At 73.6% G+C, this 24,174-nt stretch carries 26 protein-coding genes; 21 read left to right on the top strand and 5 right to left on the bottom strand.

The features are described 5' to 3' along the window. Complete coding sequence (locus tag D9598_RS01030; protein ID WP_198364538.1) at window positions 1-1,671, bottom strand: thiamine pyrophosphate-binding protein; 1,671 nt, start codon at window positions 1,669-1,671, stop codon at window positions 1-3. A 148-nt stretch (window positions 1,672-1,819) separates the two neighbouring features. Here D9598_RS01030 and queA point away from each other — a divergent pair, with 148 nt between their 5' ends. The 7 genes from queA (at window position 1,820) to D9598_RS00995 (ending at window position 7,317) form a co-directional block, all read left to right on the top strand. Beyond that, the gene (gene queA / locus D9598_RS01025; RefSeq protein WP_370591905.1) at window positions 1,820-2,896 is read left to right on the top strand and encodes a tRNA preQ1(34) S-adenosylmethionine ribosyltransferase-isomerase QueA; all 1,077 of its coding nucleotides are present in this window, start codon (window positions 1,820-1,822) and stop codon (window positions 2,894-2,896) included. Further along, window positions 2,893-4,020, top strand: a complete 1,128-nt coding sequence (tgt, locus tag D9598_RS01020; RefSeq protein WP_198364537.1) for a tRNA guanosine(34) transglycosylase Tgt — start codon at window positions 2,893-2,895, stop codon at window positions 4,018-4,020. Before queA ends, tgt begins: the two co-directional genes overlap by 4 nt. Continuing rightward, window positions 4,017-4,484 (top strand): preQ(1) synthase, encoded by a 468-nt coding sequence (gene queF, locus D9598_RS01015; RefSeq protein WP_198364536.1) that lies wholly within the window; start codon window positions 4,017-4,019, stop codon window positions 4,482-4,484. Before tgt ends, queF begins: the two co-directional genes overlap by 4 nt. Then, window positions 4,468-5,568, top strand: a complete 1,101-nt coding sequence (gene queG / locus D9598_RS01010) for a tRNA epoxyqueuosine(34) reductase QueG (protein WP_370591924.1) — start codon at window positions 4,468-4,470, stop codon at window positions 5,566-5,568. The genes queF and queG overlap by 17 nt, the downstream gene beginning before the upstream one ends. A 49-nt stretch (window positions 5,569-5,617) precedes the next feature. Beyond that, a complete protein-coding gene (locus D9598_RS01005) occupies window positions 5,618-5,932 on the top strand; it encodes a hypothetical protein (protein ID WP_198364534.1) in 315 nt (104 codons plus the stop codon). Between the two features lie 91 nt (window positions 5,933-6,023). Next, window positions 6,024-6,713, top strand: a complete 690-nt coding sequence (gene queC / locus D9598_RS01000; protein ID WP_198364533.1) for a 7-cyano-7-deazaguanine synthase QueC — start codon at window positions 6,024-6,026, stop codon at window positions 6,711-6,713. Between the two features lie 49 nt (window positions 6,714-6,762). Next, a complete protein-coding gene (locus D9598_RS00995; RefSeq protein WP_198364532.1) occupies window positions 6,763-7,317 on the top strand; it encodes a VUT family protein in 555 nt (184 codons plus the stop codon). An 8-nt stretch (window positions 7,318-7,325) separates the two neighbouring features. Here the strand turns inward: D9598_RS00995 and D9598_RS00990 are convergent, their stop codons facing one another. Next, window positions 7,326-7,673, bottom strand: coding sequence for a PsiF family protein (locus D9598_RS00990; protein ID WP_198364531.1), 348 nt, complete (start codon window positions 7,671-7,673; stop codon window positions 7,326-7,328). Between the two features lie 134 nt (window positions 7,674-7,807). Between D9598_RS00990 and D9598_RS00985 the strand changes: the two genes are divergently transcribed. The 6 genes from D9598_RS00985 to otnK are packed head-to-tail and all read left to right on the top strand — an operon-like array spanning window position 7,808 to window position 13,241. After that, window positions 7,808-8,626 (top strand): RibD family protein, encoded by an 819-nt coding sequence (locus D9598_RS00985; RefSeq protein WP_198364530.1) that lies wholly within the window; start codon window positions 7,808-7,810, stop codon window positions 8,624-8,626. Continuing rightward, complete coding sequence (locus D9598_RS00980; protein WP_198364529.1) at window positions 8,623-9,615, top strand: zinc-binding alcohol dehydrogenase; 993 nt, start codon at window positions 8,623-8,625, stop codon at window positions 9,613-9,615. The genes D9598_RS00985 and D9598_RS00980 overlap by 4 nt, the downstream gene beginning before the upstream one ends. Before the next feature lie 8 nt (window positions 9,616-9,623). After that, on the top strand, window positions 9,624-10,022 hold the full coding sequence (locus D9598_RS00975; RefSeq protein ID WP_198364528.1) for a 6-carboxytetrahydropterin synthase: 399 nt from the start codon (window positions 9,624-9,626) through the stop codon (window positions 10,020-10,022). Between the two features lie 5 nt (window positions 10,023-10,027). Beyond that, window positions 10,028-11,071: a glycosyltransferase family 4 protein gene (locus tag D9598_RS00970; protein WP_198364527.1), complete on the top strand. Its 1,044-nt coding sequence runs from the start codon at window positions 10,028-10,030 to the stop codon at window positions 11,069-11,071. A gap of 18 nt (window positions 11,072-11,089) precedes the next feature. Further along, window positions 11,090-11,968 carry a class I SAM-dependent methyltransferase gene (locus tag D9598_RS00965; RefSeq protein WP_198364526.1) on the top strand — a complete coding sequence of 293 codons (879 nt, stop codon included), beginning with the start codon at window positions 11,090-11,092 and terminating at the stop codon, window positions 11,966-11,968. A gap of 22 nt (window positions 11,969-11,990) precedes the next feature. Beyond that, window positions 11,991-13,241: a 3-oxo-tetronate kinase gene (gene otnK, locus D9598_RS00960; RefSeq protein WP_198364525.1), complete on the top strand. Its 1,251-nt coding sequence runs from the start codon at window positions 11,991-11,993 to the stop codon at window positions 13,239-13,241. Between the two features lie 4 nt (window positions 13,242-13,245). On the opposite strand, the gene D9598_RS00955 is transcribed toward otnK, so the two are convergent. Further along, a complete protein-coding gene (locus tag D9598_RS00955; RefSeq protein ID WP_198364524.1) occupies window positions 13,246-14,142 on the bottom strand; it encodes a diacylglycerol kinase family protein in 897 nt (298 codons plus the stop codon). A 14-nt stretch (window positions 14,143-14,156) separates the two neighbouring features. Further along, window positions 14,157-15,146: a 2-hydroxyacid dehydrogenase gene (locus D9598_RS00950; RefSeq protein WP_198364523.1), complete on the bottom strand. Its 990-nt coding sequence runs from the start codon at window positions 15,144-15,146 to the stop codon at window positions 14,157-14,159. A gap of 169 nt (window positions 15,147-15,315) precedes the next feature. On the opposite strand from D9598_RS00950, the gene D9598_RS20920 reads away from it, so the two are divergent. From D9598_RS20920 to D9598_RS00910, 8 genes are all read left to right on the top strand, one after another. Then, entirely contained in the window at window positions 15,316-16,524 is a 1,209-nt protein-coding gene (locus tag D9598_RS20920) for a hypothetical protein (protein ID WP_232476789.1), read from the top strand. 974 nt (window positions 16,525-17,498) lie between these two features. Next, complete coding sequence (locus D9598_RS00940) at window positions 17,499-18,749, top strand: D-alanyl-D-alanine carboxypeptidase family protein (RefSeq protein ID WP_198364521.1); 1,251 nt, start codon at window positions 17,499-17,501, stop codon at window positions 18,747-18,749. Between the two features lie 93 nt (window positions 18,750-18,842). Next, the gene (locus D9598_RS00935) at window positions 18,843-20,222 is read left to right on the top strand and encodes a dihydroorotase family protein (protein WP_232476788.1); all 1,380 of its coding nucleotides are present in this window, start codon (window positions 18,843-18,845) and stop codon (window positions 20,220-20,222) included. Next, window positions 20,222-20,440, top strand: coding sequence for a hypothetical protein (locus D9598_RS00930; RefSeq protein ID WP_198364520.1), 219 nt, complete (start codon window positions 20,222-20,224; stop codon window positions 20,438-20,440). The genes D9598_RS00935 and D9598_RS00930 overlap by 1 nt, the downstream gene beginning before the upstream one ends. A gap of 2 nt (window positions 20,441-20,442) precedes the next feature. Beyond that, window positions 20,443-20,655 (top strand): hypothetical protein, encoded by a 213-nt coding sequence (locus D9598_RS00925; protein WP_198364519.1) that lies wholly within the window; start codon window positions 20,443-20,445, stop codon window positions 20,653-20,655. 16 nt (window positions 20,656-20,671) lie between these two features. Continuing rightward, the gene (locus tag D9598_RS00920; RefSeq protein ID WP_198364518.1) at window positions 20,672-21,673 is read left to right on the top strand and encodes an N-carbamoyl-D-amino-acid hydrolase; all 1,002 of its coding nucleotides are present in this window, start codon (window positions 20,672-20,674) and stop codon (window positions 21,671-21,673) included. A 106-nt stretch (window positions 21,674-21,779) separates the two neighbouring features. Then, window positions 21,780-22,058 (top strand): hypothetical protein, encoded by a 279-nt coding sequence (locus tag D9598_RS00915; protein WP_198364517.1) that lies wholly within the window; start codon window positions 21,780-21,782, stop codon window positions 22,056-22,058. Window positions 22,059-22,167: 109 nt separating this feature from the next. Further along, window positions 22,168-23,367 (top strand): M20 aminoacylase family protein, encoded by a 1,200-nt coding sequence (locus D9598_RS00910; RefSeq protein WP_198364516.1) that lies wholly within the window; start codon window positions 22,168-22,170, stop codon window positions 23,365-23,367. Here D9598_RS00910 and D9598_RS00905 read toward each other — a convergent pair. After that, window positions 23,364-24,008, bottom strand: coding sequence for an aspartate/glutamate racemase family protein (locus D9598_RS00905; RefSeq protein WP_198364515.1), 645 nt, complete (start codon window positions 24,006-24,008; stop codon window positions 23,364-23,366). The genes D9598_RS00910 and D9598_RS00905 overlap by 4 nt on opposite strands. Window positions 24,009-24,174 lie beyond the last annotated feature (166 nt).

Below are 24,174 nucleotides of genomic sequence, written 5' to 3'. Positions count from 1 at the left end.
TCACGCATCTGGGGTCCAGGGCTCGGGCGCGCGGTGCTCGATGCCGGTCATCACCTCCACCACCACCGTCTCGTCGCTCGCCATGGCCTCGCGGAGCGCCGGGCCGATCCGGTCGGGGTGCTCGACGCGGATGGCGTGCAGGCCGAAGCCGCGCGCGATGGCGCAGAAATCGGTGTGCTCGCCGAAGCGCAGCAGGGTGTTCGCCACCTCCGGCCGGTTGCCGGTGGCGCGCAGCAGGTTCGGCCAGCCCTGGCCGAAGCCGCGGTTGTTGTTGACCACCAGCGTCACGGCGATGCCGCGCCGCTTCGCCGTCTCCAGCTCCGGCAGGTGGTAGTAGAGCGCGCCGTCGCCGCTGTAGCAGACCACCTTGCGCGCCCCGGCCGCGCATTTGGCGCCGAGCGCGGCCGGGAAGGCCCAGCCGAGCGAGCCGGCGGCGCGCAGATAGCGCTGCCCGGCCCCGTTGAACTCCACCAGCGTGCCGGTCCAGATGCCGGAATAGCCGGTGTCGGCCACCAGGATGCCATCCTCCGGCAGGGCGGCGGAGATTTCGGCGCAGAGCCGGGCGGGGTCGATCGGCGCCTCGCCGCTGGCCAGGCGTCCGGCCATGGCGCCGCGCCACTCCTCCATCAGCGCCGCCGCCTCGCGGGCGAAGCCGTCGTCGCGCGGCGCGGTGCCCAGCGCCTCCAGCAGCGCCCGCAGCGTGCCGCGCGGATCACCGTGCAGCGAGATCTCGGCTGGCATCCGGTCCAGCTCCAGCGCGTCGGCGTCGATCTGGATGACCGGCGTGCCGGGGCGCGGCACGCGCCAGCCATGGGTGAGCTGGTCGCCGCCATCGGCGCCCACCATCAGCACGAGCTCCGCGGCGTGCACCACCTGGTTGGCCGGCGGAGCGGAATAGCTGCCGACGACGCCGACATTCAGCGGATGGCGCGAGGGCACCAGGTCGCGCGCGCCGAGGCTGGTGGCGATGGGGGCCCGGAGCGCCTCGGCCAGCGCCAGGATCTCCGCGCCGCAGCCCGAGAGCGCCGCGCCGTCGCCGGCGAGGAGGAGGACGCGTCCGGCCTGCCGCAGCCGGGCGGCGGCGCGCTCCACCTCCGCCGCATCCGCCACCGGCCGGTGGCGCGGCGCCGTCCAGGCGGACAGCTCCGCGGGCTCGGCCGGGGTCACGCTCTGCTCGACGAACTCGCCCATCAGCCCGTTCAGGTCGAGATGCACGGGGCGCGGCGGGGCGCTGGTGGCCGCCGCCCAGGCCTGGCGGAACAGGCGCGACAGGTCCGCCGCCTCCTCGACCGCCGCCGCCCACTTGGTCACGGGGGCGAAGAGCGGCGCGTGCGCCACCTCCTGATAGGCGTTGCGGTGCTGGGCGGAGGGGGGCTTTCGGCCGGTCAGCGCGATCATCGGCGCGCGGCCGAGATAGGCGTCCTGCAGGGCGGCCGCGAGGTTCGCCGCGCCGACCGACTGGGCGGCGACGATGCCGGGCCGGCCGGAGACGCGGGCATAGCCGTCGGCCATATAGGCCGCGCCCTTCTCGGAGTGCGCCAGCACCGGCTGCACGCCCTCGGCCAGCAGCGCCATCAGCGTCGGCCGCAACACCGCGTCGATGAAGAAGACATGGCTCTGGCCCGATCGCGCGATGCTGCGCGCCAGCCAGTCCGCGCCCTTGAGGCTCATGGATCGTTTCCCTCTCGCATGTTGGGCGCAAGCCTGCCCTTGGCCGGGCGGCCCGGCAACCCTCGGCGAAGCAGGCCGGGGGGTGGAAATGTCGAGGCCGCGCTTGCCTTCCCCTCCCCCCTCCGCTACCGCCCGCCGCGCAAGCGCCATGACCCCAGACCCTGCCCTGCCCCCCCTCCGGGCCGAGGATTTCGATTTCGCCCTGCCCGAGGCGCTGATCGCCCAATCCCCCGCCCGCCCGCGCGATGCCGCCCGCCTGCTGGTGGCCGCACCCGACGGGCTGCGCGACGGGAGCGTGCGCGACCTGCCCGGCTGGCTGCGCCCCGGCGACCTGCTGGTGGTGAACGACACGCGTGTCATTCCGGCCAGGCTGCGCGCCCGGCGCGGCGAGGCGCGGCTCGAGATCATGCTGAACCGGGCCGAGGCCGGGGGCCTCTGGCACGCCCTGGTGCGCAACGCGAAGAAGCTGCGCCCGGGCGACATCCTCGCCATCGAGGGCGCGCCGGAGCTGGCGCCGCGTGTGGTCGAGCGCCAGGAGGGCGGCGCGGTGCTGATCGATTTCGGGCCGGACCAGGGGCTGCTCGCCGCCGCGCTGGAGAGGGCCGGCGAGATCCCGCTGCCGCCCTATATCGCCCGGCCGGACGGGCCACGGCCGGAGGATCGGGAGGACTACCAGCCGATCTTCGCCGAGCGGCCCGGCGCCGTCGCCGCGCCCACCGCCAGCCTGCACTTCACCCCGGCCCTGCTGGAAGCCCTGGCGGCGCGCGGCGTCGGCCAGGCGGCGCTGACGCTGCATGTCGGCGCCGGCACCTTCCTGCCGATCCGCGCCGGGAACCCGCGCGAGCACCGGCTGCACGCCGAATGGGGACAGATCCCGCCCGGGGCGGCGGCGGCGATCAACGAGGCCCGCGCGCGGGGCGGGCGCATCGTCGCCATCGGCACCACGGCGCTGCGGCTGCTGGAGAGCGCGGTGGACCGCGAGGGCATCGTCCATCCCTTCCAGGGCCTGACCGACATCTTCCTGCTGCCGGGCCATGTCTTCCGCTCGGCCGACCTGCTGCTGACCAACTTCCACCTGCCGAGATCGAGCCTGTTCATGCTGGTCTCGGCCTTCGCGGGCCAGGCGCGGATGCGCGACGCCTATGCCCATGCCATCGCTGAGCGCTACCGCTTCTACTCCTATGGCGACGCCAGCCTGCTGTTCCGGGAGGATGCCGCCCCATGACACTCCGCTGGAGCTGCCAGTGCCAGGACGGCAAGGCGCGTGCCGGCACGCTGCACACCGCCCATGGCGAGGTGCCGACCCCCGTCTTCATGCCGGTCGGCACCGCCGGCACGGTGAAGGGCATGACGGCCGATGCCGTGCGCGCCACGGGCGCGCGGATCGTGCTCGGCAACACCTATCACCTGATGCTGCGGCCGGGGGCGGAGCGCGTCGCGCGGCTGGGCGGCCTGCACCGGATGATGGACTGGGACGGGCCGATCCTGACCGATTCCGGCGGCTTCCAGGTCATGTCGCTGTCGCAGTTGCGCAAGCTCGACCGCGACGGCGTCACCTTCCAGAGCCACATCAATGGCGAGCGCTTCCGGGTGACGCCGGAGCGCAGCATCGAGATCCAGCATCTGCTCGATGCCGACATCACCATGTGCTTCGACGAATGCACCCCCTTCCCGGCCACGCACGAGGTCGCCGCGCAGTCGATGCGGCTGTCGATGGACTGGGCCGCGCGCTCCCGCGCCGCCTTCACGCCGCGCCCAGGCTACGGCCTGTTCGGCATCCAGCAGGGTAGCATCTTCGAGGATCTGCGGGCCGAGAGCAGCCGGGCGCTGACCGGCATCGGCTTCGAGGGCTATGCGATCGGCGGGCTCGCGGTCGGCGAGGGCCAGGAGGCGATGTTCCGCACGCTGGATTTCTGCGCCGGCATGCTGCCGGAGACGCATCCGCGCTACCTGATGGGCGTCGGCACGCCCTCCGACATCATCGGCGCGGTGCGGCGCGGGGTGGACATGTTCGACTGCGTCATCCCGACCCGCTCGGGCCGCACCGGCCGCGCCTATACCAGCGCCGGCGTGCTCAACATGCGCAATGCCCGCCATGCCGACGACCTCGCCCCGCTCGACGCCGAGTGCGACTGCCCGGCCTGCGCGCGGCATTCACGCGGCTATCTCCAGCACCTGTTCAAGGCCGGGGAGATGCTGGGACCGATCCTGCTCACCTGGCACAATATCCGCTACTATCAGCGGCTGATGCAGCGGCTGCGCGAGGCCATCCTGGCCGGCCGCTTCGAGGGCGAGGCCGCGGCCATCGAGGCCGGCTGGCGCCGCAGCAGCGAGGAGACCGCCGCATGACGACCTCTCACGACGTGTCCGGCCTGACCATGCTGGGGCAGGCGACGCGGCAGCCGTCATCGCCCGAGGAGGCGGTGCTGGAGCGCGTGCCCAACCCGCATCCCGGCACCGCCTATTGCGTGCGCTTCACCGCGCCGGAATTCACCTCGCTCTGCCCGATCACCGGCCAGCCGGACTTCGCCCACCTCGTCATCGACTACATCCCCGGCGCCTGGCTGGTGGAGAGCAAGAGCCTGAAGCTCTACCTCACCAGCTTCCGCAACCACGGCGCCTTCCACGAGGCCTGCACGGTGGGCATCGGCCTGAAGCTCGCCGAGGTGCTGGAGCCGGCCTGGCTGCGCATCGGCGGCTACTGGTATCCGCGCGGCGGCATCCCGATCGACGTCTTCTGGCAGACGGGCGAGGCGCCCGGCGGGGTCTGGATCCCGCCGCAGGACGTGCCCGGCTATCGTGGCCGGGGGTAGGGCGCCCTCCGTCGCCACGACGCCGGAGGGCCGCGCGGCGGAGATCCGCGACCAGGCGTTGCGCCTCGGCTTCGACGCCGTGGGCTTCGCCCCGGCCCATCTCGGCCCCGAGGTGCGGCAGCGCCTGAACGACTTCCTCGCCGCCGGCCTGCAGGGCGAGATGGGCTGGCTGGCCGAGCGCGCCGAGCAGCGCGCCCATCCGCAGGCGCTCTGGCCCGAGGCGGTCTCCGTCATCGCCCTCGGCCTGAACTACGGGCCGGAGGAGGATCCGCTCGGCATCCTGGAGCAGCGCGACCGCGCGGCGATCAGCGTCTATGCGCGCAACCGCGACTACCACGACATCGTCAAGAAGCGGCTGAAGGCGCTGGCGCGCTGGATGGTCGAGCGCTGGCGCGACAGCACGCTCAAGGTGTTCGTGGACACCGCGCCGGTCGCCGAGAAGCCGCTGGCGCAGCAGGCCGGGCTCGGATGGCAGGGCAAGCACAGCAACCTGGTCAGCCGCGAATTCGGCTCCTGGCTGTTCCTGGGCGAGATCTACACCACCCTCGACCTGGCGCCCTCCGGCGCCGAGGTGGATCATTGCGGCCGCTGCACGCGCTGCCTCGCCGCCTGTCCCACCGACGCCTTCCTCGGCCCCTACCGGCTCGATGCGCGGCGCTGCATCTCCTACCTGACGATCGAGCACAAGGGGCCGATCCCGGAGGAGTTCCGCGCGGCGATGGGCAACCGCATCTATGGCTGCGACGATTGCCTGGCGGTCTGTCCCTGGAACAAGTTCGCCCGGGGGGCGCGCGAGCCGGGGCTGATGCCGCGCGCGGACCTGACGGCGCCGCGCCTGGCGGAACTCGCGGCCCTGGACGACACCGGCTTCCGCGCGCTCTTCAGCGGCTCGCCGATCAAGCGCATCGGGCGCGACCGCTTCGTCCGCAACGTGCTGATCGCCATCGGCAATTCCGGAGAGGCATCGCTGCGGCCCGTGGCCGGCGCGCTGTGCGGCGATCCGGCGCCGGTGGTCGCCGACGCGGCGCGCTGGGCCCTTGCCCGCCTGCCGCGCGAATCGGGACATGGGCTAGCGGTTCCTTAACCCGCCTGTCCCATCCTGCCACCCGCGGCACGGATGGTGGGAGCGGTGGATGAGCGAGAAGCCTGTGATGGGCTTTGCCTGGTATGACGCGGCGACCTTCGAGCAGTTCCGCGAGGCCATGCCGGATATGAGCGACAGCTACGAGGACTGGCGCGAGGGCGCGCACCGGGACGTCCGTCGCGCCGAGGGCCAGGGCTACCGCGTCATCCGCATCGCCATGCGGCCGACAGAGTTCTTCGGCTGGTGCCGGGAGCATGGCATCGCCCTGCCCGGCCTGCAGGCGCGCCGGCAGTTCGCGGCCGACCGCGCCCGGCTGGTGGTGCGCGGCGAGCGCGCGGGGCGGCGCTCCTTCTTCCCCTTCTGACTTTCTTCCCTCCACGCCTCCGTCCACGGGCCTTGCCTCCACCCCGCGCCCCGCGCCACACAAGGGGCGGCATGATGGGAAGGGCGGACGGATGAGCGAAGGGGCGCTGGTGCTGTTCAGCGGCGGGCAGGATTCCGCCACCTGCCTGGCCTGGGCGCTGGAGCGGTTCCCGGTCGTGGAGACGCTGGGCTTCGACTACGGGCAGCGGCACCGCGTCGAGCTGGAGTGCCGCGCGGTCTTCCGTGCGGGGCTGAAGCCCGAATGGCAGGCGCGGCTCGGGCCGGACCACACCCTCTCGCTCGATGCGCTCGGCGCCGTCTCCGACACCGCGCTGACGCGGGAGACCGAGATCGCCATGCAGGAGAACGGCCTGCCGAACACCTTCGTGCCCGGCCGCAACATCGTCTTCCTCACCTTCGCCGCCGCGCTGGCCTATCGCCGCGGCCTGCGCCACATCGTCGGCGGCATGTGCGAGACGGACTACTCCGGCTATCCCGACTGCCGCGACGACACCCTCAAGGCGCTGCAGGTGGCGCTCAACCTCGGCATGGCCAGCCGCTTCGTGCTGCACACGCCGCTGATGTGGCTCGACAAGGCCGAGACCTGGCGGCTGGCGGAGGCGCTGGGCGGGCCGGAGCTGGTGGCCGCGATCGTCGAGCAGACCCACACCTGCTACCGCGGCGAGCGGGGCCTTCGGCATGACTGGGGCCATGGCTGCGGCCAGTGCCCGGCCTGCGACTTGCGCGCCCGGGGCTGGATGGCGTATCGCTCCGCCCGCTGAGCCATCAGCGCGGATGCTCCCGCCCCACCCCTTGGGAAAACTCGCAGGAATGACCGGACCTCGCCTGGAGGGCCTGCTGGCCCTTGTCGCCTTCGGGCTCACCATCCCCGCCGCCAACTGGCTGATCGGCCATGCCGGCACCGTCTGCGTGCCGCAGGGCCCCTGTCTCATCCCCGTCGCCCCCGGCGTGATGGCGCCCTCCGGCGTGCTGATGATCGGCCTCGCGCTCGTGCTGCGGGACGTGGTGCAGCGCCGGCTGGGGCTGGGCTTCGCCTGGATGGCGATCCTCGCCGGCACCGCCCTCTCCGCCCTGCTGGCGCCGCCCGCCCTGGTGATGGCCTCGGCCGTCGCCTTCCTGGTCAGCGAGACGGCCGACCTCGCCGTCTACACCCCGCTGCAGCGGCGGCGCTTCGTCCTGGCCGTGCTCGCCTCGGGGCTGGTCGGGCTGGTGGTGGACAGCGTCTTCTTCCTCTGGATCGCCTTCGGCGACCTCGGCTTCCTGCCGGGCCAGATGCTCGGCAAGCTCTGGATGGTCCTGCTCGCCCTTCCCCTCGCCGCCTGGCTGCGCCAGGCCGATGCGCGGCGCGGCATCCTGCCGGCCTGAGCCGCCCCTCAGCCGCCCGACAGGCAGGACTTCATGAATTCCTGGCGCGCCGGACCGGTGAGCTTGCGCGTGCCGGCCGTCGCGTTGCAGTCGCTCATGCGCTGACGCTGCGCCGCCTGGGCGGAGGAGCCGCCACCGGCCTCCGGCGGGGCCGGCGGCACCCGCCCGGCCAGGCAGTCGCTCATGAACTGGCGGCGCTCCGGCCCCTCCAGCTTCCGGACGCCGGCGCCGGCGTTGCACTCGCTCATCCGCGTCTGCTGCGACGTCTGCCGCGGTGTCTCTCTCTGGGCCCGCGCCTCGCCCCCCGGCAGGGCGAGCGCCGCCAGAAGAGCAGGCAGCAGAAGGATTCGGATCATGGCCCTGTCTCCCTGAGGGGATCGCAGGATAGGACGCGGCGGCACGTTCGTTCTCCACAAGAAATGGAGACCGCCGCGCCGGCGCGACCCCCGCACTGGCAACCTTCCCTCTGCTGCGGCATAGAGACACGCAGATGGATGCCGTATCCGACTCCACCGCCCAAGATCCCCTTTGGCAGGATCCGCTCTGGCAGGCCCTGCTGCGCCGGCGGGACAGCGACACCGCGCCGCTTCCCGCCTCGCCGCTGACCGATCTCTTCGCGCCGCTGTTCCAGCCCCCGGGACCCGATGGCTGCATGGTGCTTGGCCGCCTGGCCCAGACGCTGGACGGGCGGATCGCGACCGCCTCCGGCTCCAGCCAGTGGATCGGCGGCCGGGCCGACATCCTGCACACGCACCGGCTGCGCGCCCTCTGCCATGCCGTGGTGATCGGCGCCGGCACCGTCAAGCACGACAATCCCCGCCTCACGACGCGGGAGGTGACCGGCCCCCATCCGGTGCGCGTCGTGCTGGACACCGAGCGGCGCCTCGGAACCGGCCACACGCTCTTCGCGCCCGGCGGGCCGCCGACCCTGCTGGCCTGCGCCCAGGACGCCCCCGGCCCCGACCACCATGGCAGCGCCGAGTTGCTGCGCCTGCCGCGCGCCGCGATCGGCGGGCTCGACCTCTGCGCCCTCCTGCCCCGCCTGGCCGAACGTGGCCTGACGCGCATCTTCGTCGAGGGCGGCGGGCTGACCGTCTCCCGCTTCCTCGCCGCCGGCTGCCTCGACCGGCTGCATGTCACGGTGGCGCCGGTGCTGCTGGGTTCCGGCATTCCCGCCTTCACCCTGCCGGAGGCGGCGCGCATCGCCGACGGGCTGCGCTTCGACTGGACCGTGCACCGGCTGGGCCAGGACATGCTCTTCGACATCGTGCTCGGCCGCGCCCGGCCGGCGGTCTGCTCCGCCCCATGATGGCGAGGGCCTTCTGGACCGTCGCGCCGGGCCGGGGCGAGCTGCGCGAGGAGGTCCTGCCGCCCCCCGCCGCCGGCCAGCTCCGGCTGCGGATGCTGGCGAGCGGCATCTCGCGCGGGACCGAGCGGCTGGTCTGGCGCGGCGGCGTGCCGGACAGCCAGCGCGCGGCGATGCGGGCTCCGCTGCAGGGCGGCGACTTCCCCTTCCCGGTCAAGTACGGCTATGCCGCCGTCGCCCGCGTCGAGGCGGAGGCCGCGGGCGGATCGGAAGGCTGGGCCGGGCGCCGCGTCTTCTGCCTGCATCCGCACCAGGACCGCTTCAACGCCCCGGCCGCCCTCTGCGTGCCGGTGCCGGAGGCCGTGCCGGACCGGCGCGCCGTGCTCGGCGCCAATCTGGAAACCGCGCTCAACATCGCCTGGGACGCCGCGGCGCTGCCCGGCGAGCGCATCCTCGTCATCGGCGCCGGGGTGGTCGGGCTGCTCGCGGCCTGGCTGCTGGCCCGCATCCCCGGCACGGCCGTCACGGTGGTGGACCGCGACAGCGCGCGCCGCGCCGCCGCCGAGGCGCTGGGCGCCCGCTTCGCCACCCCTGGGGAGGCGCCGGAAGATCAGGAGCTGCTCGTGCATGCCTCGGCCGATCCCGAAGGGCTGCGGCAGGCGCTCCGTTGCGCCGCCTTCGAGGGCCGCATCCTCGAGGCCTCCTGGTACGGCGACCGGCCGGTTTCCCTGCCGCTCGGCGAGGCCTTCCATGCGCGCCGCCTGACCCTGCGCTCCACCCAGGTCGGTGCCGTCGCGCCTGCCATGCGCGGCCGCCGCAGCCATGCCGAGCGGATGGCGCTGGCGCTGGCGCTGCTGGAGGATCCGGCGCTGGACATCCTGGCCGGGCCGGCGGTGCCCTTCGCCGCGCTGCCGGCCCGCATGGGCGCCCTGCTCGATCCGGCGGCCGGCACGCCCGCGCCGCTCTGCCCCGTCGTCACCTACGAGGAGTGACCCCCGCGATGTTCAGCCTGACGGTCGCCGACCACATCATGGTCGCGCACAGCTTCCAGGGCGAGGCGTTCGGCCCGGCCCAGCGCGTGCACGGCGCCACCTTCGTGGTCGAGGCCGAGTTCCGCGCGGCGCGGCTGGACCGGGCCAACCTCCTGGTGGACATCGCCGCCGCGCGGGTCGAGCTGCGCCGCATCCTGGATGCCATCGACTACCGCAACCTGGACACCGTGCCGGCCTTCGCGGGCCAGAACACCAGCACCGAGTTCCTCTGCCTGCACATCCACGGCGCCCTGGCCGAGGCGGTGCGCGAGGGCCGGCTGGGCGAGAGCGGCCGTGGCGTGGAGGCGATCCGGGTGCTGCTGCGCGAGAGCCCGCTGGCCTGGGCGGCCTATGAGGCGGCGATCTGACCGCCATGGACATCGCGCTGCTCGTCCCCGGCCCCTTCAGCACCGTCTCCGGCGGCTACGGCTATGACCGCCGGCTGGTGGAGGGCTTCCGCGCCCGCGGCCATCGGGTGGAGATCGTGGAGCTGGCCGGCCGCCACCCGCTGCCGGACACGGCGGCGCAGGAGGCCGCCCGCGCCGCGCTGGACGCCGTGCCGGAGGACAGCGCCCTGATCATCGACGGCCTGGGCCTGCCCGCCTTCGCCCCCTTCGCCGGGGAGCTGGAGGAGCGCCGCGCGCTCGGCCTGATCCATCACCCCACCGCCATCGAGCCCGGCTTCTCCGAGGAGGAGGCCGAGGAGCTGCGGCAGCGCGAGCAGGCGCTGTTTCCCGGCCTCGCCCGGCTCGTGGCCACCTCGCGCCTGACCGCCGACCGGCTGGCGGTGGAATTCGGCGCCGATCCGGCGCGCATCGGCGTGGTCGAGCCGGGCACCGACCCCGCGCCGCGCGCTACCGGCTCGGGCGGCGCGGGCTGCGCCATCCTCTCGGTCGGCGTGCTGGTGCCGCGCAAGGGGCATGACGTCCTGCTCCGCGCCCTCGGCCTGCTGCCCGACCTGGACTGGCGCCTGACCATCGCCGGCGCCCCGCGCGACCCGGTGCACGCGAAGGGCCTCGCCGCCCTGGCCGAGGAGCTGAACATCGCGCGGCGCGTGACCTTCGCCGGCGCGGTGCCGCAGGACGTGCTGGAGGCGCTCTATGCCGGGGCCGACCTCTTCGCCCTGGCGACGCACTGGGAGGGCTACGGCATGGCCGCTGCCGAGGCGCTGGCGCGTGGTCTGCCCCTGGCCGTCACCGCCGGCGGGGCCATCGCCGATGTGGTGCCGCGCGATGCCGGGGTGGTGGTGGCGCCGGGCGACATCGCCTCCCTCTCGCGGGCGATGCGGCGGCCGATCTTCGACCCGCGGCTGCGCGCGGAGATGGCCGAGGCCGCCTGGCAGGCGGGGCAGCGCCTGCCACGCTGGCCGGACCGGGCGGATGCCTTCCTGGCCGAGATCGGGATGGCGCGCGGATGAGCAGAGCGGCGCCGGCCCATGCCTGACACCTTCGACGCCGACTGGCTGGCCCTGCGCGAGCCCTTCGACGCCCGCGCCCGCGACCCCCGCCTGGTCCGGGCGCTCGACGCCGCCCTGCCCGCCAGGCCCCGGCTGCTCGAACTCGGCGCGGGCAGCGGCTCGCTGCTGCGCTGGCTCGCCCCGCGGCTCGGCCGGGCGCAGTCCTGGACGCTGGTCGATGCCGATGCCGCCCTGTTGCAACGGGCCTTCGCCGACACCGAGGCGCGCGCCATCCGCCTCGGCTGGGCCACCTCCTGGCCGGCGCGGCGCACCCTGCTGATCCACGCGCCCGGCGGCGCGTGGCGCATCGAGGCGGTGGTCGCCGACCTCGCCGCCGGCCCCTCCGGCCTGCCCCCGTACGAGGCCGACGCCGTGGTCTGCTCGGCGCTCTGCGACCTGGTCTCGCGGCGCTGGGTCGAGGCCATGGCGGCGGCGCTGCGCCTGCCCTTCTACGCGGCGCTCAACGTGGACGGCCGCGAGGCCTTCCTGCCGCCCCACCCCGACGACCGGCTGGTGGCGCGCGGCTACCGGCGCGACCAGCGGCGCGACAAGGGCTTCGGCGGCCCGGCGCTGGGGGCCGCGGCCCCCGCCGTCCTCGCCGCCGCCTTCCGCGCCCGCGGCTTCACCGTGACCACCGCCGCCAGCCCCTGGCGCATCGGCGCCGGCACGCCGGCCATGGCAGCCGCCCTGGCCGAGGGTCACGCCCTGGCGGCCGAGGCCGCCCTGCCCCAGGCCCTGGCGCCCCGCCTGCGCGGCTGGGCGGCGACGCGCCTCGCCCAGGCCGGGCGTGGGCGCCTGTCCGCGCGGATCGGCCATCGCGACCTGCTGGCCCTGCCGTCCGTCCAGGGCCCTGCATAGAGCATCGAGGAAGGACCGACCCATGCCGCTGCTCGGCTGCATCGCGGATGACCTCACGGGCGCGACCGATCTGGCCGCCATGCTGGTGGCCCAGGGCATGACCACCGTGCAGCGGATCGGCGTGCCGCACGGCCCCCTGCCGGAGGCGGATGCCGCCGTCATCGCGCTGCGGTCGCGCACGGCGCCGGCGGCCGACGCGGTGGCCGCCAGCCTGGCGGCCTGCGAGGCCCTGCTGGCCGGCGGGGCGCGGCAGATCTTCCTCCGCTGCGGCCCCGCCTTCGACAGCACCGAGGCGGGCAATATCGGGCCGGTGGCGGATGCGCTGCTGCGGCGGCTGCAATCCGGCTTCGCCGTCGTCTGCCCCGCCTTCCCCGCCCAGGGCGGCAGCATCTTCCAGGGCCATCTCTTCCTCGGCGGCGCGCTGCTCAGCGAGAGCGGCATGGCGCATCATCCGCGGACACCCATGCGGGACGCCAACCTGCCGCGCCTGCTGTCGCGGCAGACGGAGGGTGGCGTCGGCCTGTTGCCCTTCGCGGTGGTCGAGCAGGGTCCGCCCGCCATCCGGCGCGCCATCACGCAGATGCGCGAGGGCGGGCGCCGCTACGCCGTCGCCGATGCGCTGACCGAGGCGCATCTGCGCGATCTCGGCGCCGCCTGCGCCGACCACGCGCTGATCGTGGGAAGCACCGGGCTCGCCATGGGCCTGCCGGAGAATTTCCGCGCCGGCGGCCTGTTGCCCGACCGGCCGGACGCCGGGGCCCTGCCGCCGCCGCGCGGCGCCATGGCGGTGCTCGCCGGCTCCTGCTCCCGCGCGGCGCTGGCGCAGATCGGCCTCGCCCGGCTGCATCTTCCGGTGCTGGAGCTGGATGTGCTGGCGATGCCGGACGCCGCCGCCCTCGCCGCCGAGGCCGAGAGCTGGATGCGGGACAGGCTCTCGGAGGAGCGGCCCGTCGTCATCGCCACCTCCGCCCCGGCCGGGACGGTCGCGGCGCTGCGGGCGAGGCTGGGGCAGGAGGCGGCGGACGCTCTGGTCGGGGAGGCGCTGGCACGCATCGCGGCGTTGCTGGTGGCGCGGGGCGTGGGCCGGCTGCTGGTGTCGGAAGAGGACACCGCGGAGGCGATGCTGCGGCGGCTCGGCATCGACAGCCTGCGCGTCGGCCCTCAGATCGAGGCCGGGCTGCCCTGGGCGCGGGCCGAGCCGGACGGGCCGTGGCTGGCGCTGGCCCCGGGCCAGTCCGGCGCGCGGGACCTGTTCCTGAAAGCCTTCGCCTGACGCCTCAGGCCGGTGGCGAATCAGCCGCCAGGACCCGCAGGGCGCCCGGCCGGATGCGGTAGCGCAGCGGCGTGCGCAGCATCGCCACCTCGCCATCCAGCGACACACGCAGCAGCGGCGCGCGAGCGTGGATCTCCGCCGTCTCCACCGCGCGCATCTCGAAGTCCCGCTCCTCGCGCAGCCGGCCGAAGGCCGCGCGCAGCGCCAGCCGCAGCAGGGACAGCCGGCTGCCGTGCCGCGTGACGCAGAGGCAGAGATGGCCGCCATCCAGCGCCACGCGGCGTCCGGGGCGGGGCAGGCTGGTTTCGTAGTCGTTGTTGCCGATGAAGACGAGCGGCGTCTTCACCCGCTCGCGGCGGCCCGCGGCCCGCACCGTCAGCCGCCGCAGGCCGAAGCGGCGCAGGATGCGTAGGCAGGCCAGCAGCATGGCCGGCCCCTTGCGCCAGCCGCGCCGCCGCCGCTCGCGGTCCCGCTCCGACACCATGTCGGCATAGAGGCCGACCGAGGAATTGTTAATGAAGACGCGGCCGTTCACCTCGGCCACGTCGATCCGCCGCACCTGGCCGCGGGCGAGCTGCGCGGCCGCCTGCCGCCAGTCCGCCGGCAGGCCGAGGTCGCGCGCGAAGTGGTTGAGCGTGCCGAGCGGCAGCACGCCGAGCGGAACCTCGCCCCCCGCCAGCACGCCGGCCACGGCGCTGACGGTCCCGTCGCCGCCGCCGGCCACCACCGCCTCATACCCCTCCGCCAGCGCCGCGCGCGCGGCAGCGGCGAGAGCATCGCCGCCGAGCTGCTCGACATCGGCGGCGACACCATGGGCGGCGAAGACGGCGGCGATCTCGGCGCGCAGTTCCCGACCTCGCACGGACCCCCCGCCGGCATTGACGAGGACCTTAATCCGCACGGCCCCCGGCTCGCTCAGCCGGCGGCGCCGAGGTCGATCTCGTCCTGCAGCGCCTCGCCCCGCACGAAGCGGGCGATATTGGCCATGGCCCCGTCCACCTTGGCCTGCATGGCGTCCAGCGTGCCGGCGGCGACATGCGGTGTGAGCACGACGTTCTCGAGGCCGAGCAGCGGATTGTCCGGGCGCGGCGGCTCCGGCTCGAAGACATCGACGCCGGCGGCACGGATCAGCCCGCCGGACAGGGCGCGGGCCAGCGCGGCCTCGTCCACCACGGCGCCGCGCGCGCAGTTCACCAGCACCGCGTCGCGCCGCATGGCCTGGAACGCGGCGTCATTGAACAGGTGATGCGTCTCCGCCGTGGCCGGCAGATGCAGGGTGACGACCTCCGCTTCCCGCAGCAGCTCCTCCATCTCGACGCGGCGGAAGTTCAGCGCCAGCTCGAGCCCCTCCGGCAGCTTCTCATAGGGATCGACGTAGAGGCCACGGACGCGGAAGGGCTGCAGCAGCGCCGCCACCGCCGAGCCGATGCGCCCCATGCCGACGATGCCGACGGTACGGCCGCGCAGGTTGCGCGACACCGGCCGCAGCGCGGTGCCCAGCCAGTCGCCGCGCCGCATCGCCGCGTCCGTGCGCGGGATGTGCCGCAGGCAGGCCAGCATCAGCGCCAGGGCGTGCTCGCTGACCACCTCGGCGGTGCCGGAGGGATTGATCGCCAGCCGGATGCCGCGTTCGCGGAGCTGCGGGATCGGCGTCTCGCCCTGCCAGCCGACACCCTGATGCTGGACCAGCTTCAGCCGTGGCGCCTTCTCCACCCACTCCGGCCGCAGCACGGCGGGCGCCACGATCACCACATCCGCCAGGGGCAGCTTCTCCAGCCGCTCGGCATCGTCGTTCGCCGAGAGGGTGATCAGTTCGCAGCCTTCCGGCAGCCGGGCGCGCCACATGGCATAAACGGCCTCCGGCGCATGGCTCAGATACAGGATGCGGCGGATGTTATCGGTCATGGCGTTCCCTTCGCGCGGCGGCCCCAGCGGCCCGGCGCAAGGTAGGCCGGACGCCAGATGCCGCAAAGCCGCCGGAATGAAAAAGGCCGCCTCGCGGCGGCCTTGTCCTTCACGGCATCGCCCGCCGAACTACTCGGCCGCGGAGCCGTCCACCACCTGCGGCGCCGGCATGTCCGGCACCGGCTCGGGCGCCGGAGGCGCCTCGGGCGCGGCGGCGGCCAGAGCGGCCGCCTCGGCCTTCTTGCGCGCCCGCGTCTCCGCGCCACGCCTGGCGGCATCAGACCGCGCGGCGGCCGTCGGCGAGTCCTGCGCCGCCACCTTGCGCGTCGCGGGCCGCTTTACGGGCGCGACCTTGCGGCTGGTCGCCGCCGGCTGGGCCGCGGTCTTGCGCGCCGAGGCGGTGCGCGCGGTTCCGCCGCTCTTCGGCGCCGACTTGCGCGCAGTGGCCGCCGGAGCCTTCCGGGCGGTCGTCGTCTTCGCCGGGGCCTGGCGGGCCGCCGCCGTCCGGGTGGTGGTGCGCGTGCTCGTCTTCGCCGCGGTCTTCGTCGTCGCGCGGGTCGTGGTCCGCTTGGCCGGCGCGGCCTTCCGCGGCGTGGCGGCGGCGCGCGTCGCCGTCTTGCGGGCAGGGGCGCGGGTCGTCGCGGCGGTCTTCCGCGCGGGCGCCTTGGCGGCGGGCTTGGCCGACGCCTTGCGCGCCGTGGCGGTGGTCGTGCCGCGGCGCGTCGCGGCCGCGGTCTTGCGGGCCGGGGCGGCCTTCCTCGTTGTCGCGGCCTTCGTCGCCGTCGCCTTCGTCGTCGCGCGGGCCGGCTTCGCCGCCGCCTTCGTCGTCGCCCGCCGCGTCGTGGCGGCCTTCTTCGGGGCAGCCGACTTACGCACCGCCGTCGCGGTCCGGGCCGCCGTGGTCCGGGACGAGGCCGCCTTCCGGGCCGGAGCCGCCTTCTTCGTCGCGGCCGTCGTCTTCGTTGCCGTGGCCTTCCGGGTCGTGGTCGCCTTCTTCGGGGCGGCGGCCGGCTTGCGCGCCGTCGCCGTCCGGCTGGAGGTGGCCTTCTTGGCCGGCGTCGCCTTCTTGGCCGCGCCGCTGCCGCTCTTGCCCGTGCCGGAGCTCTTCGCGGCTGTCTTGCTCGCCGCGCCGCGCGTCGTGGCCGCCTTGCGCGTGGTGCCGCTGCTGCGGCGGGTGGTGGCCACCGCCATCGCTTGCGCGCGCGGGCGGCCGGTTTCGGTCTCGTCGGTCATGTGCTGGATCTCCTTACCCAGAGTTCAGGCCGCGATGGGAAGCGATGTCCGCTGTTCCACATCGGATAGCTTCTTTTCTTGCGCTCTTCCGAGAGCATGCGCCCATCATTCGTCAATGACGGCCATGAGGGCGCGAGCCGTTTGACACCCACCGCTTCCCTGCCGGCGATCGCCGCAGGATACGCGGGCAGCGCCGGCTTGCCTCATCCCGATGTCCTTCCGAACCGCGGCGCATCGCTTCCTCCCGATCCGTCGGCTTCCTCTGACAGCGGCGCCGCGAATCGCGCCCAACCGGTGCGCGCGCGAAACACGCTATCTTCACGCGCAATCGGCTTGTCAACGAAATCCGTTGCATCTCGTTGCAAATTTCCAGCCGCCGGGATTCAGACGCGCCTCCCGCGTGGCCGGAAAGCGACACCGCTCCCGAAGATGGCGCTCTCACCTACAGAGTTTGGAAATCGCCGAACCGCGCGCCGTGCCTGTCACGACGCCCCTTCCGACGCGTCGCGGTGATACCGCGCGGCAGGGCGTGGTGATACCGCGCGGCAGGGTGCGGTGATACCGCGCGGCGGGGTACGGCGATGCCGCGCGGCGCGGCGCTCCGTCACCGGCGCGGTGTGAGAGGCGATGCGCGGGCCGCAGCTTTCTCCGGTGCACGGGTTCATGGCGCCCATCGACCAGGCCACGCCGGGACACGTCGACAAGAAGCACCCGCCGCTCCGATCCTTGCGCGCATCGGCCTGACGCCGGAAGCGGCGCGCCGGAAGCAGCGCGTCCGTCGCGGCGCCGATGCGCGGGATGGAGACGGCGCGTCCCTGCGTCGAGCGGCACGTCGGGCATGTCTCACCGCGCCTTACGAACTGACGGGAGTGTGAGCAACAAAAAGTAATTTTCGTGCTGGATCAGACCATAAGCGCTTTCTTCTCATGCGCGACCTCGCCATGCTGCGCGCAACCTGGCGCCGCTGGGGAGCCGCCCGTGTCTTCTTCGGAAGTCCGTGGGCGGTTGCGGCGCCGGTGTTGGTCCGCCCGGGCACGCCAGGCGGGCGCTGGGGATGCATGACGGGCCCCACGGGGCTCGGCGTGGAACGGGGGAACTGACGCCATGGCGGAAAGGGGCATGACCGCGCGGCAGGGCGCGTGGCTGCGACATGTTCTGGACAGAGCGAGGAGAGGCCGATCCGCCCTCTCCGCAGGACTGCTGCTGGCGGCGCTTCTGCCCGCCGCCTGGACGGCGCCGGCACAGGCGCAGATCGGCGGCAGCCGCTACGCCTCCATGGTGATGGACGTGGCGACCGGCGAGGAGATCTTCGCCATCAACGCCGACGAGCCGCGCTATCCCGCCTCGCTGACCAAGATGATGACCCTCTACATGGTGTTCGAGGCCATGGAGCAGGGCCGGCTTTCCGCCGGCACGCGGATCCGCGTCTCCCGTCACGCGGCGGGGCAGGAACCTTCGAAGCTCGGACTGAAGCCGGGCAGCAGCATCACGGTGCGCGACGCCATCCTGGCGCTGGTCACCAAGTCCGCCAACGATGTGGCGGCGGCGCTGGGCGAGCATCTCTCGGGCAGCAGCGAGGTGCAGTTCGGCCGCATGATGACCCGCCAGGCGCGCGCGCTCGGCATGCGCAGCACCAGCTTCCGAAATGCCTCCGGCCTGCCCGACGCCAACCAGGTGACGACGGCGCGCGACATCGCCATCCTGAGCCGCGCGCTGATCCGCCACTTCCCGCAGCGCTATGCCTACTTCAGCGCACGCAGCTTCACCTGGGGCGGCCAGACCATCCGCAGCCACAACCGCGTCGTTGCCGAGTATGACGGCGCCGACGGGCTGAAGACCGGCTATATCCGCGCCAGCGGCTTCAATCTCGCGGCCAGCGCGGAGCGCGGCGGCACGCGGCTAGTCGCCGTGGTCTTCGGCGGCGCCAGCAGCCGCGAGCGCGACGACCACGTCATGGCCCTGCTCGACCGCGGCTTCTCCGAGCGCGGACGGAGCGCGCCCGACATGCTGATGGCCGGGCGGACCGGCGGCCCGAGGCTGGTCGGCACGGCGCAGGCCGCCGCCCTCGCCGCGCCGGTGGCGCGCGCCGTGCCCCGCCCGTCCAGCCGGCCCGCGGCGCAGCGCGCCCCGGCGCCGGCGCGGTCCTCTGTCAGCGGCCGCTGGGCCGTGCAGGTCGGCGCCTTCGCCAGCCAGTCCACCGCGCGCCAGGCGGCCGCCCGCGCCGCGCGGCAGGGCGGCACGGTGGTGGTGGAGCGGGTGCGTGTCGATGGCAAGCTGTTCTGGCGCGCACGGGTCACCGGACTGTCCTCCGGCCACGCGCAGCGCACCTGCAAGGCCATGCGCGGTCCCTGCATGGTCCTCTCGCCCTGAGGGGCGCCTGCGCGCGCCGATCGGCCGGGACGGGTTGAGGGCAACGGGGCGGCGGGACTAGTCTCGTCGCCCTGATCGCTTTCCGGACCCGATATGATGCCTCTTCCCTATGACCGTGTGCTGCGCGGTGACCTCGTTCTGCCCGACGGTATCCTGCGGGATGGCTATGTCGCCGTCCGCGGGGAGAGCATCGCCGCCATCGGCGAGGGCGAGCTGCCGCCGGCCCGGGCCGTCGAGGATCACTCCGGCCGCTTCATCCTGCCCGGCCTGGTGGACGGGCACATGCACACCGGCAGCGCCATCGGCTGGCCCGGCATCGAGGGCGCGACGATGTCGGCCGCCGCCGGCGGCGTCACCACGGTCTGCGACATGCCTTATGACGTGCCGCGCGCCGTGACCGACGCCGCGATCTTCCGCGAGAAGGTCGAAGCGGTGAACGCCCTGTCGCATGTCGATGTCGCCCTCTACGGGACCATCCGCAAGGAAGGCGGGGTGGATGCGATCGCCGGGCTGGCCGAGGCCGGCGCCTCGGCCTTCAAGCTGTCCACCTACGAGTACGACGCGGTGCGCTTTCCGCGCATCGACCACCCGACCATGACCGCCGCCTTCCGCGAGATCGCGAAGACCGGCCTGATGGTCGCCGTCCACAACGAGGACCAGGAGCTGGTGGAGCGGCTGACCGCCGAGGCGCGGGCGAGCGGCCGGGTCGATCCGATCATGCACGCCCGCACCCGGCCGCCGCTGGCCGAGACCATGGCGGATCTGGAGATCTTCGAGATCGGGCTGGAGACCGGCGCGCATGTGCACATCGCGCATTCCTCCGTCGCCCGCGGCTTCGAGATCGCCGCCGCCTTCCGCGGGATGGGCGGTCGCGCCAGCGGCGAGGCCTGCATCCAGTATCTCTGCATGACCGAGGAGGATCTCGTCCGCCTCAAGGGCTTCGGCAAGTGCAACCCGCCCTTCCGCACGGCGGCCGAGGTGGAGCGCATGTGGGCGGAGCTGATCGACGGGCGGATCGCCTATGTCTCGACCGACCACGCCCCCTGGCCGCGCGCGAGGAAGTTCGGCGACGACATCTTCGCCTGCGGCGCCGGGCTGACCGGCATGCAGTCCTTCGCGCCGCTGATGGCGACGCTGCTGCTCGAGCGCGGCCTGCCCCTGACCCTGATGGCGCGGTACTGCGCCGAGAACACCGCCCGCCACCACGGCCTGGCGCCGCGCAAGGGCGCCATCAGGCTCGGGGCGGACGCCGATTTCGCCGTTCTGGAGGAGGGCGAGTTCACCTTCGACGAGGCCTCCATCCAGGACCGCGAGGACGCCCGCTGGTCGCCCTATCATGGCCGGCCGATGAAGGTCCGCGTCGCCGCCACCTATCTGCGCGGCACCCGCATCTGGGACGGGACGACGGTCTCGGCCAGGCCCGGCCAGGGCCGGTTCCTGCCGCGCCAGCATCGCGAGAGCGTGCCGCTCTGATGCGCGGCGCCGCCGTCGCGCTGGTCGCCCTCGGGGCCTTCGCCCTCTGGATCTGGTTCACCGGCCCGGGGACCAGCCTGCCGCTGGCGCTCGGCGGCGGCCTCGTCGCCGTGCTGGCCGGCCGCCTGGCTTACGGCCTGCTGACCCCGCGCGAGCCCGCGCCCGACACCGCCCCGCCGCCTGTGCCCCCGCCCGAGAGGCCCGAGAGAGGAGCCTGAGGATGTTTGAGATCCGCGAGGAGAAGGATGGCAGCTTCGCCGTCTGGATCGCCGGCCGCGAGCGCGTGGCCATGCTGAAGAGCGCGGCCGCCGCCGAGGCGCTCATGGACGCCCTGGAGGATGCCTGGGACAGCGCCTTCATGCAGGCCGTCGCCGAGGTCCAGGAGGATTACGGCGCCGATTTCCTCGACCCGCTGCCGCCCGCCACCAACTGACCGGAGATCCGATCGCATGCCCCGCCTCCTCACCCTTGCCGCCGCGCAGCTCGGCCCGATCCAGAAGTCCGAGGGGCGCGACGTCGCCGTCGGCCGCATGGTGCGGCTGATGGAGCGCGCGCATCAGCGCGGCGCCGAGGTTGTCGTCTTCCCCGAGCTGGCGCTGACCACCTTCTTCCCGCGCTGGTACGAGGAGGACATCAACGCCGCCGACCACTGGTACGAGCAGGCGCTGCCCTCGAACGAGACGGCGCCGCTGTTCGAGGCGGCGCGGCGGTTCAACATCGGCTTCCACCTGGGCTTCGCCGAGATCGCCCACGAGGCGGACGAGACCGGTGCGGTGCGCAAGCGGCACTTCAACACCGCCGTCTACGTGCATCCCTCGGGCGAGGTGGTGCTGAAGTACCGCAAGGTGCATCTGCCCGGACACCGGGACTTCGACCCGAAGCGCAAGGTCCAGCACCTGGAGAAGCGCTACTTCGAGGTGGGCAACCTGGGCTTCCCGGTGGTCCGCGCCCCGATCGGCCAGGCCGGCCCGGTGAACATCGGCATGCTGATCTGCAACGACCGGCGCTGGCCGGAAGCCTGGCGGGTGCTCGGCCTGCAGCAGGTCGAGCTGGTGATGCTGGGCTACAACACCCCCTCCATCAACCAGGATGCGCGCGGCTTCGAGGCGCATCACCTGCGCGTCGAGCACAGCCATCTCTCGATCCGCGCCGGCTGCTACCAGAATGCCTGCTTCGCCGCCGGTGTCGCCAAGGCGGGCGTGGAGGACGGCAACGAGCTGTTCGGCCATTCCATCATCGTCAATCCGCAGGGGGAGATCATCGCCCAGGCGACGACCTGGGACGATGAGCTGATCGTGGCCGATTGCAATCTCGATCAGTGCACCCTGGGGCGCACCACCATCTTCAACTTCGCCGCCCATCGCCGTCCGGAGGCCTATGGCCGCATCCTGGACCAGGTGGGCAGCGAGCCGCCGGCGGAATGGCGGCCGGCGGCGCGGGCGGCGGAATAGCACGCGGACCACGCCGCCCGGGTCGCGCCAATCGGGGCAGAATCCGGGCGGGCGCCGCCGCATCCTCGCCAGACCTGGCGGCCAGTCTTCGTGGCAGGAGGTGACCATGTCCCATTCCACGACCCGCCGCCGCCTCGGCGCCGGCCTGCTGACCGCGCTGCTGCTATCCCCTGCCCTGGCCCGGGCGGATGACGATGATGATGATGATGGCCGGCGGCGTCCCTGGCCTGGCCGCGAGGCCCGGGGCTCGCGCGACGACGACGACGATGACCGGCGCGGGCGGGACGATCGCCGCCGCGACCGCGACGACGACGATGACGACGATGACGATCGCCGCAGCCGGCGCCGGTGCGGCGATCGCGGGGATGATGACGATGATGATTGATCGTGGGGAGGGATCGCCGGCGCCTTGTCCCCGGCGGATCCTGCCCTATGACGGTCCTGCGACGGGTGGCGCCAGCTTCCCCCTCCCCTGTTGATCGCGGAGCCTGCCGATGCCGAATGAAACCGATCCCCTCGTCACCGCCATCGCCGCCGAGGCCACGGGGTGGCGGCGCGACATCCACGCCCACCCCGAGCTGGCCTTCGAGGAGCACCGCACCAGCGCGCTGGTGGCCGAGAAGCTGGCCTCCTGGGGCATCGAGGTGACGCGGGGCATCGCCGGCACCGGGCTGGTCGGCACGCTGCGCGGCCGGCACGGGGGCGCGGCAGGTGCCAATGCCGGCCGCGCCATCGGGCTGCGCGCCGACATGGATGCGCTGCCGATGCAGGAGATCACCGGCCTGCCCCATGCCTCCACCGTGGCGGGCCGGATGCATGCCTGCGGCCATGACGGGCATACCTCGATGCTGCTCGGCGCCGCGAAGTACCTGGCCGGGACGCGCGACTTCGAGGGCACGGTGCATTTCATCTTCCAGCCCGCCGAGGAGGATGGCGGCGGGGGCGAGGTGATGGTGAAGGAGGGCCTCTTCGCCCGCTTCCCCTGCGACGCCGTCTTCGGCATCCACAATGATTCCGGCACCCCGGCCGGCACCTTCGTCATCACCCGCGGCACCACCAACGCGGCGGCGGATTCGATCGACATCCGCCTCCTCGGCAAGGGCGGCCACGCCGCCCGGCCGCATCTGGCGATCGATCCCGTGGTCGCCGCCGCCCATGTCATCGTGGCCGCGCAGACGGTGGTCAGCCGCCATACCAACCCGCTGGATTCCGCCGTGGTCTCGCTCTGCACGATCCATGGCGGCTCGGCGCGCAACGTGATCCCGGAGGAGGTGACCGTCACCGGCACCGTACGCACCCTGCTGCCCGAGACGCGCGACGCGGTCGAGCGGCAGCTCCGGGAGGTGATCGCCGCCACCGCCGCCGCGCACGGCGTGCGCGCCGAGATCACCTATGTGCGCGGCTATCCGCCGGTGGTGAACAGCGACGGCCCGGTGGAGCGCGCCCGCCTCGCCGCCGCCGCCCTGGCGGGGGAGGAGCGCCTGGTGCGCGAGCGGCCGCCGACCATGGGCGGCGAGGACTTCGCCTATATGGCCCAGGCCGTGCCCGGCTGCTTCATCCGGCTGGGCCAGGTGGCGGAGGGCCGGGAGAACTTCGGCACCCACCACCCCCGCTATGACTTCAACGATGCCATCCTGCCCTCCGGCATCGCCTTCTGGGCCAGCCTGGTGGAGCAGGAGCTGGCCCCGCGCTAGGCCGCCACCGCCAGCAGGGCCTGCATGGCGGCCGCCTGGCATGGCTCGATCACCGGCACGCCGACCGCCGCCTCCACCGCGGCCCGGTGTCCCGCCATGCCGGCGCAGCCCAGGATCACCGCCTCGGCCCCGGAGTCGACCAGCCGGCGCGCGGTATCGCAGAGCGCCTGCCGGGCCGCCAAGGGTTCGGTCAGCGTCTCCATCGGCAGGTTGAGGGCGATGCTGGCGGCCAGCCGGTCCTCCGCCCCCATGGCCTGGAGCGCCCGCCGCTGCCGGGCCTTCGAGGCCTCGACGAAGGCGATGACGCCGAAGCGCTCGGCCCGCGCCAGGGCGCTGGCCACGGCGCTGCGGAAGGGGCCGAACACCGGCCGGGCGGTCGTCATGCGGACCGCCTCGAGCCCGGGGTCCGAGACACAGGCGATGATATAGGCGGCGGCCGGCTCGGCCTCGACCAGGCGGCAGAGCGGCTCCGCCACCGCGTACCAGTCGCGCCAGTTCACGATGGCCGGCGGCCCTCCGGGAAGCGACACGGTCTCGAAGGGCGGCGCGCCGGGCATGACCAGCGGCCGCAGGCTCTCGGCGATGCCACGGGTGCAGCTTTCCGAGCTGTTCGGGTTGATGACGAGGATGCGATGGCCCATCTGCGTAACATCCGGCTCCTCGTCGCCGGAAACAAGATGCCGGAGACAAGGTGCCAGGGCACGTGGCGGGACGGGGCGGCAGGTCGTGCTTGATCGCCGGGGCTCCCCGGGCCGATACTGCAATGCACACGGAATTCCCGCCGCATGCGGCGGTGCTGAAGAACGA

It is taken from the genome of Roseomonas sp. KE0001 (genome assembly GCF_016107285.1).
Classification (GTDB): domain Bacteria; phylum Pseudomonadota; class Alphaproteobacteria; order Acetobacterales; family Acetobacteraceae; genus Pseudoroseomonas.
Note: the sequence above shows the minus strand (reverse complement) of the source record. Positions and strands in the feature narration are given on the sequence as shown.

Excerpts from the sequence above, each read along its gene's own strand:
- D9598_RS00980 (WP_198364529.1), top strand. The coding sequence starts at position 8,623 with ATGATGGCGAGGGCCTTCTGGACCGTCGCGCCGGGCCGGGGCGAGCTG.
- D9598_RS00930 (WP_198364520.1), top strand. The coding sequence starts at position 20,222 with ATGCGCGGCGCCGCCGTCGCGCTGGTCGCCCTCGGGGCCTTCGCCCTC.
- queA (WP_370591905.1), top strand. The coding sequence starts at position 1,820 with ATGACCCCAGACCCTGCCCTGCCCCCCCTCCGGGCCGAGGATTTCGAT.
- D9598_RS00935 (WP_232476788.1), top strand. The coding sequence starts at position 18,843 with ATGATGCCTCTTCCCTATGACCGTGTGCTGCGCGGTGACCTCGTTCTG.
- D9598_RS00920 (WP_198364518.1), top strand. The coding sequence starts at position 20,672 with ATGCCCCGCCTCCTCACCCTTGCCGCCGCGCAGCTCGGCCCGATCCAG.
- otnK (WP_198364525.1), top strand. The coding sequence starts at position 11,991 with ATGCCGCTGCTCGGCTGCATCGCGGATGACCTCACGGGCGCGACCGAT.
- D9598_RS00970 (WP_198364527.1), top strand. The coding sequence starts at position 10,028 with ATGGACATCGCGCTGCTCGTCCCCGGCCCCTTCAGCACCGTCTCCGGC.
- queF (WP_198364536.1), top strand. The coding sequence starts at position 4,017 with ATGACGACCTCTCACGACGTGTCCGGCCTGACCATGCTGGGGCAGGCG.
- D9598_RS00975 (WP_198364528.1), top strand. The coding sequence starts at position 9,624 with ATGTTCAGCCTGACGGTCGCCGACCACATCATGGTCGCGCACAGCTTC.
- D9598_RS00985 (WP_198364530.1), top strand. The coding sequence starts at position 7,808 with ATGGATGCCGTATCCGACTCCACCGCCCAAGATCCCCTTTGGCAGGAT.
- D9598_RS01030 (WP_198364538.1), bottom strand. The coding sequence starts at position 1,671 with ATGAGCCTCAAGGGCGCGGACTGGCTGGCGCGCAGCATCGCGCGATCG.
- queC (WP_198364533.1), top strand. The coding sequence starts at position 6,024 with ATGAGCGAAGGGGCGCTGGTGCTGTTCAGCGGCGGGCAGGATTCCGCC.
- D9598_RS00990 (WP_198364531.1), bottom strand. The coding sequence starts at position 7,673 with ATGATCCGAATCCTTCTGCTGCCTGCTCTTCTGGCGGCGCTCGCCCTG.
- D9598_RS01005 (WP_198364534.1), top strand. The coding sequence starts at position 5,618 with ATGAGCGAGAAGCCTGTGATGGGCTTTGCCTGGTATGACGCGGCGACC.
- D9598_RS00965 (WP_198364526.1), top strand. The coding sequence starts at position 11,090 with ATGCCTGACACCTTCGACGCCGACTGGCTGGCCCTGCGCGAGCCCTTC.
- D9598_RS00905 (WP_198364515.1), bottom strand. The coding sequence starts at position 24,008 with ATGGGCCATCGCATCCTCGTCATCAACCCGAACAGCTCGGAAAGCTGC.
- D9598_RS20920 (WP_232476789.1), top strand. The coding sequence starts at position 15,316 with ATGTCCGGCACCGGCTCGGGCGCCGGAGGCGCCTCGGGCGCGGCGGCG.
- tgt (WP_198364537.1), top strand. The coding sequence starts at position 2,893 with ATGACACTCCGCTGGAGCTGCCAGTGCCAGGACGGCAAGGCGCGTGCC.
- D9598_RS00910 (WP_198364516.1), top strand. The coding sequence starts at position 22,168 with ATGCCGAATGAAACCGATCCCCTCGTCACCGCCATCGCCGCCGAGGCC.
- D9598_RS00950 (WP_198364523.1), bottom strand. The coding sequence starts at position 15,146 with ATGACCGATAACATCCGCCGCATCCTGTATCTGAGCCATGCGCCGGAG.
- D9598_RS00915 (WP_198364517.1), top strand. The coding sequence starts at position 21,780 with ATGTCCCATTCCACGACCCGCCGCCGCCTCGGCGCCGGCCTGCTGACC.
- D9598_RS00995 (WP_198364532.1), top strand. The coding sequence starts at position 6,763 with ATGACCGGACCTCGCCTGGAGGGCCTGCTGGCCCTTGTCGCCTTCGGG.
- D9598_RS00925 (WP_198364519.1), top strand. The coding sequence starts at position 20,443 with ATGTTTGAGATCCGCGAGGAGAAGGATGGCAGCTTCGCCGTCTGGATC.
- D9598_RS00940 (WP_198364521.1), top strand. The coding sequence starts at position 17,499 with ATGACCGCGCGGCAGGGCGCGTGGCTGCGACATGTTCTGGACAGAGCG.